Genomic DNA, 13,397 nt, shown 5'->3' on the forward strand with positions numbered 1-13,397 from the left:
CATGGTCGGAGTGGATCGCCGGGCCTGGCTTGGCGGGTGCGATGCCGCGCGTCGCGTCGCTTGCCAGGTCTCCTTGGATGGTTTAAATTCCGTTATATGGAATTTAATTTTGTCATTCGAAATAAACTATAAAAACGAAGCGAATAGAAATGCAATCATTTTCTGACCCCAGGCGCACCGCCCATCCCCCCTCCAAGCCCGACGAGAAGCTCGAACTGAGCCTGCCCGCGCGCCGCAAACGGGGCGCGGGCGCGGGGGGCGGCGCCCAGTCGCCGGATTTCATCACCGCCCTGGCGCGCGGGCTGGATGTGCTGCGGTGCTTTCGGCACGGCGTGACCGCCCTGGGCAACCTGGACCTGGCGCGCCTGACCGGCCTGCCCAAGCCCACCATCAGCCGCATCACCTACACGCTGACCGAACTGGGCTACCTGCGTTATCACCCGGACACCGGCAAGTACTCGCCCGGATACGGCGTCCTGGCCCTGGGGTTCGGGCTGCTGGCCGGGCTGGAGGTCCGCGAGCTGGCCAAGGCTTCGATGACCGACCTGGCCCGCGAGACCGGGGGCGCCGTCGCGCTGGGGGCGTTCGACGGCGATGCCATGACCTATGTCGAGGCCATTCACGGCTCGTCCGCGCTGTATCTGCGGCTGCCGGTCGGCTACCGCGCCACGCTGGACAGCGCCATGGGCCGGGCCTACCTGGCCAGCCTGCCCGAGCAGGAATGCGAGGCCGTGCTGGCGCGCCTGGGAGAGGGGGCGCCGGCGCCCGAGGCCATCGCGCGGGCCCGTGCGGAACTGGCCCAGGAAGGCTGCTGCTTCGCCATCGGGGAATGGCAGTCCGGCATCAATGCCGTGGCGGTGCCTTTCACGTCCATCACGGGCGAGGGCGTCTTCGTCATGAGCTGCGGCGGACCGGCCAGCCTGCTCGAAGCGTCGCATCTGCGGGCTCGCGTGGCGCCGGCGCTGCTGGCCGCGGTGGCAGGCCTGGCGGGGGCGCCAGCCTGAGGCGCGGGGCGCATCCGGTCCGCGCATGGCTATCTCGTACAATTCACGGATTAATCCACCCCTAGTGCCCCCGGAGGCCCCGTTTGGCCAATCCCATCCCCGCTGATCCGCAGAACGACGATCGTCCCTTGCCCCAGGATTTCGAAACGGCGCTGGCCGAACTGGAATCGCTCGTGGCGGCCATGGAAGACGGCTCGCTGCCGCTTGAGCAATCGCTGGCCGCCTACAAGCGTGGCGTGGCGCTCACGCGGGTCTGCCAGGAGCGCCTGGCGCAGGCCGAACAGCAGGTGAAGGTGCTCGAGGGCGACCTGCTCCGGCCCCTGGATCCCGCGGCGCTGGACGACGAATAAACATCCGATGAAGCAAATTCAACTCGCTTTTCCCGAGTGGCTGCAAGGCCGTGCGCGGCACGTCGAAGACGTGCTCGACGACCTCCTGCCGCCGGCGGACCAGGCGCCAGCCCGCTTGCATGAGGCCATGCGATACGCCGTGCTCGGCGGCGGCAAGCGCGTGCGCGCCGCCCTGGTCTATGCCGCAGGACAGGCCTGCCCCGTGAGCGGCAGCGTACTGGCCATCGAAGCCTCGCTCGACCGCGCCGCCGCGGCCGTCGAACTGATCCATGCCTATTCGCTGGTGCACGACGACCTGCCCTGCATGGACGACGACACCCTGCGCCGAGGCCGGCCCACCACGCATGTGCAGTTCGACGAGGCCACGGCCATGCTGGCGGGCGACGCCCTGCAGCCGCTTGCCTTCGAACTGGTGGCGTCCATGCCGATCGCGCCGGCGCTGATCGTGCAGGCCACCCAGTCGCTGGCGCGCGCCGCCGGCAGCCAGGGCATGGCGGGGGGCCAGGCTATCGACCTCTTCAGCGTCGGCCGCGCGTTGTCGCGCGACGAGCTGCAGATGATGCATGGCATGAAGACCGGCGCCATGCTGGCTTGCAGCGTGGCCCTGGGCGGCATCGTGGCGGGCGCAAGCTCGGCGTCGCGCCAGGCGCTCGATGCCTACGCGCAGGCCATGGGGTTGGCGTTCCAGGTGGTCGACGACATACTCGATGTCACCGCCGACAGCGCCAGCCTGGGCAAGACGCCAGGCAAGGATGCCGCCGAAAACAAGCCCACCTACGTGTCTTTGCTGGGGCTGGCCGACGCCCGGGCCTTCGCCGAGGAACTGCGCGTGGCGGCCCTGGCTGCGCTGGCGCCGCTGGGCGACGCGGGCGCGCGCCTGGCCCAGCTTGCCGACTTCATCGTTCTTCGAGACCGCTGATCCGTGATCAGCCCGGCCCGCGCAGGCCGGGCCAACGAACCACATAAAAGCATGACGACAGATTTACTGGACCGCATTCAATCGCCGGCTGACCTCAAGCGCCTGGATCGTCGCGAGCTTAAAAAGCTCGCCGACGAACTGCGCGGCTTCGTGCTGGAGTCGGTATCCAAAACGGGCGGACACCTGTCGTCCAACCTGGGCACCGTCGAGCTCACGCTGGCGCTGCACCAGGTGTTCGATACGCCGCACGATCGCATCGTCTGGGACGTGGGGCACCAGTCCTATCCGCACAAGATCCTGACGGGGCGCCGTGCCGGCATGGCCAAGCTGCGCCAGCAGGGCGGCATTTCCGGGTTCCCCAAGCGCAGCGAATCCGAGTACGACGCGTTCGGCACCGCGCATTCGTCCACGTCGATCTCCGCGGCCCTGGGCATGGCGGTCGCGTCGCGCAATGCGGGCGTGCAGCGCCAGCACATCGCCGTGATCGGCGACGGCGCCATGTCGGCCGGCATGGCCTTCGAGGCCATGAACAACGCGGGCGTCACGCCCAACATCAACCTGCTGGTGATCCTGAACGACAACGACATGTCGATCTCGCCGCCGGTCGGGGCGCTGAACCGCTACCTGGCGCGCCTGATGTCGGGTCGCTTCTATGCCGCGGCCAAGAACGTGGGCCGCGCCGTCCTGCAGCACGTGCCGCCCGTGCTCGAACTGGCCCGCCGCTTCGAGGAACATGCCAAGGGCATGGTCACGCCGGCCACGCTGTTCGAGGAATTCGGCTTCAATTACGTCGGTCCCATCGACGGCCACGATCTGGATGCGCTGGTGCCCACGCTGCAGAACCTGAAGGCCCTCGAAGGGCTGCAGTTCCTGCATGTGGTCACGCGCAAGGGGCAGGGCTACAAGCTCGCCGAGGCCGATCCGGTGCTCTACCACGGACCCGGCAAATTCGATCCGGCGGTCGGCATCCAGCAGTCCAAGGCGCCGGGCAAGCGCACGTTCACCCAGGTGTTCGGCAAGTGGCTTTGCGACACGGCCCAGCAGGACACGCGCCTGGTCGCCGTCACGCCGGCCATGCGCGAGGGCAGCGGGCTGGTGGAGTTTGAGCAGCGCTTTGCGCAGCGGTACTTCGACGTGGGCATCGCCGAACAGCATGCCGTCACGTTCGCCGCTGGCGTGGCGTGCGAAGGCCAGAAGCCGGTTGTCGCCATCTACTCCACGTTCCTGCAGCGTGGTTACGACCAGTTCATCCATGACGTCGCGTTGCAGAACCTGGACGTCACGTTCGCGCTGGACCGCGCCGGCATCGTGGGCGCGGACGGCGCCACGCACGCGGGCAACTACGACATCGCCTTCCTGCGCTGCGTGCCGAACATGGTGGTCGCCACGCCATCCGACGAAAACGAAACCCGTCTGCTGCTGTCGACCTGTTATCAGCATCCCGGCCCCGCATCGGTGCGCTATCCGCGCGGCGCGGGCTGCGGCGCGGCGGAAGGCGAGGGCCTGGATACCGTCGAACTGGGCAAGGGCGTGATCCGGCGCGAAGGCAAGAAGATCGCCATCGTGGGCTTCGGTACGCTGGTCCAGGCGGCGCTGGGCGCCGCCGACAAGCTGGACGCCACCGTGGCGGACATGCGCTTCGTCAAGCCGATCGACCGCGACCTGATCCTCGACCTGGCGAGCCGCCACGATGCGCTCGTCACCCTGGAAGACGCCTGCATCATGGGCGGCGCGGGCAGCGCCGTGCTGGAAGTCCTGAGCGCCGCCGGTGTGCTGATCCCCGTGTTGCAACTGGGCCTGCCGGACGAGTTCATCGACCATGGCGAGCAATCGGCCCTGCTGGCCGGACTGGGGCTGGACGCGGCCGGCATCGAGCAGTCGATCCGCACGCGCTATGCCGCGCTGCTGAAGTGACTTCGGGTTCATCCTTGAGGCCGAGGGCGCACGCTTTCGGCCGCAAGGATGAAACACACTGTTCCGGCCGCGCCGGCATGTGATCCGAAGGGGTACCTCGTCCGATCGCGCAAGCGTGGGCGATAATGAGCGCCTTTCTAGACTACTGGGCCTGCCCGTGTTCGTGCGGCAGACTGGCCCGGACAGGTAAGCCGAAATGAATTCTCCGATCGACCCCGCCATCGTGATGCCCGACGTGCAGAGCGCCACGGATACGCGGCACATCCCGATCCAGCGCGTCGGCATCCGCGGCGTGCGTCATCCCATGCTGGTCCAGAGCGGCGATGGCTCGGTCCAGGGCACCGTGGCCAACTGGACGTTGACCGTGGCCCTGCCGCCCGAGGAAAAGGGCACGCACATGTCCCGCTTCGTGGCCCTGCTCGAGCGGTATCGCAGCACGCCCATGACGCCGGCGGCGTTTCGCGCCATGGCGGGCGACATGCTGCCGCTGCTGCATGCCGAGCGCGGCGACCTCACCGCGACGTTCCCGTACTTCATCAACAAGTCCGCGCCGATCTCCGGCGTGCAGAGCCTGCTGGACTACGAGGTCCAGTGGATCGCCCGCGCGCAGGCCGGCCACGTCGAGTTCGAACTCGTCGTGCAGGTGCCTGTCACCAGCCTGTGCCCGTGTTCCAAGGCCATTTCCGAATACGGCGCGCACAACCAGCGCTCGCACGTCACCGTCTCGGCCATCCTCGATGAAGATATCTCGATGGACGGCGTGATCCGCCTGGTCGAGGACGAGGGCTCCTGCGAATTGTGGGGGCTGCTCAAGCGCCCCGACGAAAAGTTCGTGACCGAACGCGCCTACGACAATCCCAAGTTCGTCGAGGACCTGGTGCGAGACGTGGCCGCCCGCCTGAACGCGCATCCCGGCATTGCGCGCTATCGCGTCGAAGCCGAAAACTTCGAATCCATCCACAACCACTCGGCCTACGCCGTCGTCGAAGGCTGAGCGCCCATGCGCCATCCGGCGGCCAGCGACTGGCCGCTCATCGCCGGCCTGCAGCAGTGGGAAACGCGGCTGGCCGGCAACCTGGCCAGCCGCGGGCGTTTCGGCGTCGCGCTCTACGAGTTCTTCCGCTTTGGCGTAAAGCAGGCCTGGGCATGCCTTTTTGGCGGCCTGATGTGCGCGCTGCTGCTGGGCACGCACTGGTGGTATCCCAAGGACGCGTTCCTGGCGCGCTACGACTTCCTGACGCTGGCCGCGCTGGGCATCCAGGCCGCGCTGCTCGCGCTGCGCATGGAAACCTGGGGCGAGGCGCGCGTGATCCTGATGTTCCATGTCGTCGGCACCTGCATGGAAATCTTCAAGACCGCCGCCGGTTCGTGGATCTACCCCGAGCCGAGCGTGCTGCGCATCGGCGGGGTGCCGCTATTCACCGGCTTCATGTATGCCGCGGTGGGCAGCTACCTTGCCCGCGTGTGGCGCCTCTTCGATTTCCGCTTCCGGGCGCATCCGCCGCTTGCCGCCACGGCGGCGCTTTCGGTGCTGATCTACCTGAACTTCTTCGCGCACCATTACGTCATGGATTTGCGCTGGGCGTTGTTCGCGATGACGGCGCTGCTGTTCGCGCGCACCTGGGTGTACTTCCGCATCTGGCAGGTCTACCGCCGCATGCCGCTGTTGCTGGGCTTCGTGCTGGTGGCGCTCTTCATCTGGTTCGCCGAGAACATCGGCACCTTCGCCAATGCCTGGCGCTATCCCAACCAGTCGCAGGTCTGGCAACTCGTGTCCATCGCCAAGCTGGGTTCCTGGTTCCTGCTGATGATCATCAGCTATGTCATGGTGAGCGCCGTCAACCGGCCGCGCGCCATCGAGGCGGCCGATCTGCCGGCCGCGCCAGCCGCCGTGCCCGCAAATAACGCGTCCCTCATTTCCTGACGCGCCATTTTTTGCTGCTTGCAAGCGTTTGCCCAATCGGCGATAATCGAGAGCTTTCTTGCTCGACCACCCATGGTTTTTTGGGTAGCGGGCTGCCCCTTGCGGCGATCGTCTCCAAGATGAAAATCCACCCATGATGGAAAGCGCGGGTGCAAGACGGCCGGCCGGCAAGACATCCTCAAGGAGTTTTATCCATGCGTCACTACGAAGTAGTGTTTATCGTTCACCCCGACCAGAGCGAGCAAGTGCCCGCCATGGTCGAGCGTTACCAAGCGCTGGTCACGGGCCAAGGCGGCTCGGTCCACCGCCTGGAAGACTGGGGTCGCCGTCAACTGGCCTACCCGATCCAGAAGCTCGTCAAGGCTCACTACGTGTGCCTGAACATCGAGTGCGGCCAAGCCACGCTGGATGAGCTGGAACACTCGTTCCGCTACAACGACGCCGTTCTGCGTCACCTGGTCATCAAGACCAAGAAGGCCCAGACCGCTCCGTCGATCATGATGAAGTCGGTCGAACGCGAAGAAGCCCGCAAGGCTTCGGCGGAAGCTGCCCCGGCTCAGGCCGAGTAAGCAGGGCTCACGCAGAGCTCATTGTCTCAAGTCCCCTCGGTGCCTGGCAGGATGAACAAGCTGGAACTCAGCGCCCGCGTTCTCGAATGCGAGCCTTTGCGCCACACGCCCGCCGGTTTGCCAGCGCTGGAAATGCTGCTGGCGCACGAGTCGGAGGTCATCGAAGCCGGCCACCCGCGCCGTGTCGAATTGACGATCGCCGCCGTGGCACTGGGAGATCTGGCGCTGCTCTTGAGGAACACCGCTTTGGGGTCCGAATTGCTGGTGCAGGGGTTTCTGGCTCCCGCCCGCAAGGACTCGGTGAAGATCAAGCTGCATTTGCAGCAGGCGCGCAAGATTGGCGGAAGCGCTGGAAGCGATCCGCAGGTAGCTTGAAGGGAATGAGTCCAAGGGTGCGAGAGCGCCTTCTGAATACGGATAGGTTACGGGGAGTTGGGCCCGGTCATTGAAGAACCCGGTTATGACCCAGTCCCCTCAAACATAAAGGCACATATCATGGCTTTCTTCGGAAAACGCAAAGAAAAACGCAAATTCACGCAGCAGAACCCGCTCTTCAAGCGTCGCAAGTTCTGCCGCTTCACCGCAGCCGGCGTCGAAGAGATCGACTACAAGGATCTGGACACCCTGCGCGACTTCGTGCAAGAAAACGGCAAGATCATCCCGGCTCGCCTGACCGGCACCAAGGCAATCTACCAGCGCCAGCTGGACACCGCCATCAAGCGCGCGCGCTTCCTGGCCCTGTTGCCTTACACCGACAACCACAACTAATCCGGGGCACTGAAATGCAAGTTATTCTGCTCGAAAAAGTCCTGAATCTGGGCAACCTGGGTGAAGTCGTGCGCGTGCGCGATGGCTACGCCCGCAACTTCCTGATTCCCCAGAAGAAGGCCCGTCGCGCAACCGACGCCGCCCTGAAGGAATTCGAAGCCCGCCGCGCCGAGCTGGAAAAGGCCCAGGCTGAAAAGCTGGCTGCCGCCCAAGCCCTGGGCGAGCGCATGAACGGCTACCAGTTGAAGATCAGCCAGAAGGCTGGCGTCGACGGTCGCCTGTTCGGTTCGGTCACCAACGCCGACATCGCCGAAGGTCTGAAGAAGGCTTCGTTCGAAGCCGTCGAAAAGGCCCAGGTGCGTCTGCCCAATGGCCAACTGAAGGCCATCGGCGAGTACCCGGTCCAGGTCGCCCTGCACGCCGATGTCGTCGTTGACGTCACGGTCGTGGTCGAAGGCGAACTGTCCTGATCCGGCAGTCGCGGTAAAAAGAAGCCGGCCCGCGCGCCGGCTTTTTTTCTTTTTTGGGGCGCCGCGCCCGGTCCGCCCCGACCCGGCGACGCCCGCCGCCCGTTTCACGCTGTCATCCAGAGGACCTCTTGACTCATCCGCCTGTCCATCACAACGCGCCGCCCGGCCTGCGAGCCTGGCTCGACAGCGTGGATGCGTCGCGTGAACCTTCGGTGCGGGATGTGAAGATAGACGGCGTGCGCTGCATCATCAAGCGGCGCCGGCCCGGCATCCTGCGAGGCGTGAGCTACGTGCTGCGCTACGTGCGCGCCTTGTTCCTCGCCGTGGGATGCAAGATTTTCCTGGGCGAGTTTCCGCGGCCCGGCGTACTGCTGCGCAATGGCCTGGCCCATGAAGCCCGGCGCCTGTCGCAATTGCTGGAGGCCGGCTGCCGTGTCCCCGAGGTCTGGTGGCAGGAGCAGAACCTGCTCGTGCTGGAGTTCGTAGGCGAAGACCTGGCGGACCTGATCCGCAAAGAAGACTCCACCTCGCGCCTGTGGCTGACGCGCGCGGCCGCGGCCGACCTGGCGGCCTTTCATGGGCGCGGCATGTGGCACGGCGGTGCGCAGATCCGAAACCTGACGCTGCGCGATGGCGAGATCTGGCGTATCGACTTCGAGGAAAACATCGGCGCGACGCTGTCGCGCCCGCTGGCGCAGGCCTATGACATGTTCCAGATGCTTGCCTCGCTGGTGTCCCTGCGCAAGCTGGGCGACCGCGACGCCAGGACGCTGGGCAAGCTGGCGCTGGACGTCTACCTGGACAGCAACCCCGATCCCGAGGTCAGGGCGTGCCTCAGGCGCCTGGCGCGCGTGCTCTGCGCCTTTGCGATGCCGTTGCGCCCCATCCTGAGCCGCTTCCCCTCGCGCGATATCCAAGGGTTTTTCCGCGTCGCGGATATCCTGCAGCCGTTACTATTGAAGCCATGACCACACCCGCCGATTCCCAGCTCGAATACCTGCGCGTCCCTCCCCATTCCATCGAGGCGGAACAGTCGGTCCTCGGCGGACTGCTGCTGGACAATGCGGCATGGGACCGCATCGCGGACGTGCTGATCGAAGAGGATTTCTACCGCCACGACCATCGGCTGATCTGGCACCACATCGCTCGCTTGATCGGCCTGGCGCGGCCGGCCGACGTGATTACCGTGCACGAGTCGCTGGTCAGCGCGGGCAAGGCCGACGACGCCGGCGGGCTGGCCTATCTGAATGCGCTGGCGCACAACACGCCGTCGGCGGCCAACATCCGGCGCTACGGCGAGATCGTGCGAGAGCGCGCCATGCTGCGCAAGCTGGTGTCCATCGCCGACGAAATCTCCTCGGCGGCCATGAACCCGCAGGGCAAGGAGGCGCGGCAACTGCTGGACGAGGCCGAATCCAAGGTCTTCCAGATCGCGCAGGAAGGCGCGCGCGGCGCCGCGGGCTTCCAGGAGATCCAGCCGCTCCTGACCCAGGTGGTCGAGCGTATCGACGAGCTCTATCACCGCGAGGGCACCTCCGATGTGACGGGCGTGCCCACGGGCTTCACGGACCTGGACAAGATGACGTCCGGCATGCAGGGCGGCGACCTGATCATCGTGGCCGGCCGCCCGTCCATGGGCAAGACCTCGTTCTCCATGAACATCGGCGAGCACGTCGCCATCGAAGAAGGCTTGCCCGTGGCGGTGTTCTCCATGGAAATGGGCGCCGTGCAGCTTGCCATGCGTATGCTGGGTTCCGTGGGCCTGCTGGACCAGCACCGGATGCGTACCGGCAAGCTCATCGCCGAAGACTGGCCGCGCGTCACGCACGCCGTGCAGCTCATGCAGGACGCCCAGGTCTACATCGACGAATCGCCGGCGCTCAGTCCCATGGAAGTGCGCGCCCGCGCGCGCCGTCTGGCGCGCCAGTGCGGCCAGCTCGGGCTCATCATCATCGACTACCTGCAGCTCATGTCAGGCAACGGTTCCGGCGAAAACCGGGCCACCGAAGTGTCTGAAATCAGCCGTTCGCTCAAGGGTCTGGCCAAGGAGCTGAACTGCCCGCTGATCGCGCTGTCCCAGCTCAACCGAAGCCTGGAACAACGTCCCAACAAGCGTCCCGTGATGAGCGACCTGCGCGAATCCGGCGCCATCGAACAGGACGCGGACGTGATCCTGTTCATCTACCGCGACGAGGTCTACAACCCCGATTCGCCGGACAAGGGCACGGCCGAGATCATCATCGGCAAGCAGCGTAACGGCCCCATCGGAACCGTGCGCCTGACGTTCCAGGGGTCCAGCACGCGCTTCTTGAACTTCTCCGGCGCGCAGCCGCGGGACATGTACTGATCCTGCCTCGGCGGCGCCCAAATAAAAAACCGCGCTTCATGTGTGAAGCGCGGTTTTTTTATTGCTGACCCGGTCAGTGGGTGGTTTCCGGCCGCTTGCCATAGCGCGCGGCGAGGACGCCGCAGACCATGAGCTGGATCTGGTGGAACAGCATCAGCGGCAGCACCACCGCGCCCACGGCGTGGCCGGCGAACAGCACCTGGGCCATGGGAATGCCGCTGGCCAGGCTCTTTTTCGAGCCGCAGAACAGCAGCGTGATGCGGTCCTCGATCTTGAACCCGAAGACCCTGCCCGCCAGGGCCGACAGGCCCAGCGCCAGCGCCAGGATGACGCAGCAGCTCACGACCAGGCCGACCAGCGCGGGGATGGGCGTGCTGCTCCACAGCCCCTCGTTGATGGCTTCGGAGAAGGCCGTGTAGACCACCAGCAGGATGGAACCCTGGTCCACGAATTTCAGCATCGCCTTGCGCTTGTGCACCCAGGCGCCAATCCAGCGGCGCGCGAACTGGCCCAGCACGAAGGGCAGGAGCAACTGCAGCATGATCTTGCCGACCGCGTCGAACGAGATCGGCGCACTGCCGGCATTGGCCACGACGGTGCCGACCAGAAGCGGCGTGATGAAGATGCCCAGCAGGCTGGAGGCCGAGGCGCTGCATACCGCGGCGGGGACATTGCCGCGCGCCATCGAGGTGAACGCGATGGCCGACTGCACGGTGGCCGGCAGGCAGCACAGGAACAGGATGCCCAGATAGAGCTCGGGCGTGACCAGCGGTTCCAGCACCGGCTTGAGCGCCAGGCCCAGCAGCGGGAACATCAGGAACGTGGCCGAGAAAATGGTCAGGTGCAGCTTCCAGTGCGTCAGACCCGCAATGATGGCCTCGCGGGACAGGCGCGCGCCGTGCAGGAAGAACAGGAGGCCGACGGCGACGTTGGTGATCCAGCCGAAGACGACCACGCCTTGCCCGTGCGCGGGCACGATGCTGGCGATGATGACGGTGCAGATCAGATAGAGGGTGAAGCGGTCGGGCAGGAGTCGAACGAGGCGGGACATGAGGATGGAAGGGAAGACAGAAAGCGGCGGCGCGGGGCGCCGGAAACGGGGCGTATTGTAGACCCGGTACGGCGCGGCCCGCGCTGCGGCGGCCCTCGAGCGTCCAGGCGCCGAGGCAGGCAGCAGATGTGTCGGGTCAGGGCGTCATCGCCAGCGCCAGGTCGAACGCCGCGACCAGCGAGGCGTGGTCCGCCAGTCCCTTGCCGGCGATGTCGAACGCGGTGCCGTGGTCCACGCTGGTGCGCACGAAGGGCAGCCCGACGGTCACGTTCACGCCGTGGTCCAGGCCCAGGTACTTCACGGGGATGAGGCCCTGGTCATGGTACTGGGCGACGACGATGTCGAATTCGCCGCGGCGGGCGCGCATGAAGACGGTGTCTCCCGGCCAGGGGCCGCTGGCGTCGATGCCTTCGGCGCGCGCGGCGGCGATGGCCGGTTCGATGATGTCGACGTCTTCGCGGCCGAACTTGCCGCCTTCGCCCGCGTGCGGATTCAGGCCCGCGACGGCGACGCGCGGGCGCGCGATGCCCATCTGCCGGCAGGCCCGGTCGGCAAGGCGCATCGCGGTCAGTTCGGCCTGGGGCGTGATGCGCGCGATGACGTCGGCCAGCGCGACGTGGATGGTCACCAGCAGCACGCGCAGTTCATCGTTGGCCAGCATCATGGCGAAGTCCTGCGTGGCCGAGCGGTCCGCCAGGATTTCGGTGTGGCCCGGAAAGTCGATGCCGGCCTCGTGCATGGATTTCTTGTTCAGCGGCGCGGTCACGATGGCGCGGATGCGTCCGGCCTGCGCGTCGTCGATGGCGGCGCAGACGTAGTCGTAGGCGGCGCGCCCCGCCAGGGCGCTGACCTTGCCCAGGGCCAGGTCGGCGGGCAGGGCAGGGCTGCAGGCCACCACCTGGATGCAGCCCGGATCGGGCCGCGCCTGGTCGATGCTGGCGATCTCGGCGATGTTCAGCCGGGCGCCGAGCTGGGCCGCCGCCCGTCGCAACGCGCCGGCATCGCCGTACACCACACAGGGCGCATTCAAGCCATGCGCGTAGGCCTTGACGACAATTTCGGGACCGATGCCGGCGGCATCGCCCATGGTGACGCCCACGGGTTGGGGAGTGTTCACGGTGCAGGCAAGAGGGCTAAAGGGATGCGGACAATGCTACACCCGATCCCGGGCAGGGCCGCGCGCGCTTACTGGGCCGCGTTCTTGGGCGGATCGATGGCGGCGCATTCGAACGTGACCGTGGCGCGCTTGGAGCCCAGGCCCGTCGCGTGATTGGACGTCACCTTGGGCTTGACCAGCTTGCGGCCCAGCGACTGGCAGTATTGGTCGGCGCGTTGCAAAGCCTGGTTCTTGATTTCGACCCAGCTCAGCAATTGCGTGCCCGAGCTGTAGGTGACGCTGTAGAGGTCCTTGTCGACGGACGTGACTTCGCTCATGCTGGAACAAGCGGTCAGCAGGGCGAGGAGGGCGGCGGCGGGGGCAAGGCGTGCAAGCATGAAAAGTCCAGGATTCGCGACAGGCCCCATTACACCACCATGTCGCGCCAGCGGGAAAGGCGGGCCGGGCCGTAGACCGCCGTTTCAGGGCGCGCCGACCGCGCTGCGGCGGTCGACCTTGCGGCTGAGCACGATGGATGTCTGCGTTTGCTTGACGCCGTCGATCAGGCCGATGCGGTCCAGCAGCGCATCCAGTTGTTCGTGCGTTTCGCAGCGCAGGAAGATCAGGTAATCGTAGGGGCCGCTGACCGACGACACTTCCTCGACCTCGGGCATCTTTTCCAGCTCCCGGATCACCGCCGCCGGCGTCTTGGGCAGCACGCTGATGAAGCAATAAGCGCGCACCGCGGCCTCTTCCAGCCGCCGTCCCAGGCGCACGCCATAGCCCGCCACGATGCTCTCGCGCTCCAGCCGCGCGATGCGCGCGACCACCGTCGTGCGCGCCAGGCCCAGCTTGCGCGCCAGGATGGCGGCGGGTTCGCGCGCATTGGCCTGCAGCAGGCTGAGCAATTGCCGGTCGATGTCGTCGAGTCGTTCGTTCATGCGCGCAGGCGGTGGCGTTGGGCCGAAGGGCGAAGTGGCGACGG

The 13,397-nt window shown here is 66.3% G+C and carries 16 protein-coding genes; 12 read left to right on the forward strand and 4 right to left on the reverse strand.

The window, feature by feature from the left end:
* Positions 1–149 precede the first annotated feature (149 nt).
* The 12 genes from BXA00_RS17160 to BXA00_RS17215 all read left to right on the forward strand — a co-directional run bounded on the left by BXA00_RS17160 (position 150) and on the right by BXA00_RS17215 (position 10,265).
* Complete coding sequence (locus BXA00_RS17160; protein ID WP_076519695.1) at positions 150–1,004, forward strand: IclR family transcriptional regulator; 855 nt, start codon at positions 150–152, stop codon at positions 1,002–1,004.
* 83 nt (positions 1,005–1,087) lie between these two features.
* Positions 1,088–1,354: an exodeoxyribonuclease VII small subunit gene (locus BXA00_RS17165; protein WP_076519697.1), complete on the forward strand. Its 267-nt coding sequence runs from the start codon at positions 1,088–1,090 to the stop codon at positions 1,352–1,354.
* A 7-nt stretch (positions 1,355–1,361) separates the two neighbouring features.
* On the forward strand, positions 1,362–2,273 hold the full coding sequence (locus BXA00_RS17170) for a polyprenyl synthetase family protein (protein WP_076519698.1): 912 nt from the start codon (positions 1,362–1,364) through the stop codon (positions 2,271–2,273).
* A 51-nt stretch (positions 2,274–2,324) separates the two neighbouring features.
* Positions 2,325–4,187, forward strand: coding sequence for a 1-deoxy-D-xylulose-5-phosphate synthase (dxs, locus tag BXA00_RS17175; protein ID WP_076519700.1), 1,863 nt, complete (start codon positions 2,325–2,327; stop codon positions 4,185–4,187).
* Between the two features lie 196 nt (positions 4,188–4,383).
* The gene (gene folE2 / locus BXA00_RS17180; protein ID WP_076519701.1) at positions 4,384–5,181 is read left to right on the forward strand and encodes a GTP cyclohydrolase FolE2; all 798 of its coding nucleotides are present in this window, start codon (positions 4,384–4,386) and stop codon (positions 5,179–5,181) included.
* Positions 5,182–5,187: 6 nt separating this feature from the next.
* Complete coding sequence (locus tag BXA00_RS17185) at positions 5,188–6,111, forward strand: DUF817 domain-containing protein (RefSeq protein ID WP_076519703.1); 924 nt, start codon at positions 5,188–5,190, stop codon at positions 6,109–6,111.
* A gap of 194 nt (positions 6,112–6,305) precedes the next feature.
* Entirely contained in the window at positions 6,306–6,680 is a 375-nt protein-coding gene (gene rpsF / locus BXA00_RS17190) for a 30S ribosomal protein S6 (RefSeq protein WP_076519704.1), read from the forward strand.
* Positions 6,681–6,731: 51 nt separating this feature from the next.
* Positions 6,732–7,055 carry a primosomal replication protein N gene (gene priB, locus BXA00_RS17195; RefSeq protein WP_076519706.1) on the forward strand — a complete coding sequence of 108 codons (324 nt, stop codon included), beginning with the start codon at positions 6,732–6,734 and terminating at the stop codon, positions 7,053–7,055.
* Positions 7,056–7,175: 120 nt separating this feature from the next.
* Entirely contained in the window at positions 7,176–7,448 is a 273-nt protein-coding gene (gene rpsR / locus BXA00_RS17200) for a 30S ribosomal protein S18 (RefSeq protein ID WP_006218308.1), read from the forward strand.
* A 14-nt stretch (positions 7,449–7,462) separates the two neighbouring features.
* Entirely contained in the window at positions 7,463–7,918 is a 456-nt protein-coding gene (gene rplI / locus BXA00_RS17205; RefSeq protein ID WP_076519707.1) for a 50S ribosomal protein L9, read from the forward strand.
* Between the two features lie 128 nt (positions 7,919–8,046).
* On the forward strand, positions 8,047–8,886 hold the full coding sequence (locus tag BXA00_RS17210; protein ID WP_076519709.1) for an RIO1 family regulatory kinase/ATPase: 840 nt from the start codon (positions 8,047–8,049) through the stop codon (positions 8,884–8,886).
* Complete coding sequence (locus BXA00_RS17215; RefSeq protein ID WP_076519712.1) at positions 8,883–10,265, forward strand: replicative DNA helicase; 1,383 nt, start codon at positions 8,883–8,885, stop codon at positions 10,263–10,265. Before BXA00_RS17210 ends, BXA00_RS17215 begins: the two co-directional genes overlap by 4 nt.
* 73 nt (positions 10,266–10,338) lie before the next feature.
* Here the strand turns inward: BXA00_RS17215 and BXA00_RS17220 are convergent, their stop codons facing one another.
* The 4 genes from BXA00_RS17220 to BXA00_RS17235 all read right to left on the reverse strand — a co-directional run bounded on the left by BXA00_RS17220 (position 10,339) and on the right by BXA00_RS17235 (position 13,353).
* Positions 10,339–11,316, reverse strand: a complete 978-nt coding sequence (locus BXA00_RS17220; RefSeq protein WP_076519714.1) for a bile acid:sodium symporter family protein — start codon at positions 11,314–11,316, stop codon at positions 10,339–10,341.
* Positions 11,317–11,452: 136 nt separating this feature from the next.
* Positions 11,453–12,433, reverse strand: a complete 981-nt coding sequence (pdxA, locus tag BXA00_RS17225) for a 4-hydroxythreonine-4-phosphate dehydrogenase PdxA (protein WP_083714272.1) — start codon at positions 12,431–12,433, stop codon at positions 11,453–11,455.
* Between the two features lie 68 nt (positions 12,434–12,501).
* Positions 12,502–12,810: a hypothetical protein gene (locus BXA00_RS17230; protein ID WP_083714273.1), complete on the reverse strand. Its 309-nt coding sequence runs from the start codon at positions 12,808–12,810 to the stop codon at positions 12,502–12,504.
* Positions 12,811–12,894: 84 nt separating this feature from the next.
* Positions 12,895–13,353: an Lrp/AsnC family transcriptional regulator gene (locus BXA00_RS17235; RefSeq protein ID WP_076519719.1), complete on the reverse strand. Its 459-nt coding sequence runs from the start codon at positions 13,351–13,353 to the stop codon at positions 12,895–12,897.
* Positions 13,354–13,397: the final 44 nt, after the last annotated feature.

Source organism: Achromobacter sp. MFA1 R4 (genome assembly GCF_900156745.1).
Classification (GTDB): Bacteria; Pseudomonadota; Gammaproteobacteria; order Burkholderiales; family Burkholderiaceae_B; genus Achromobacter.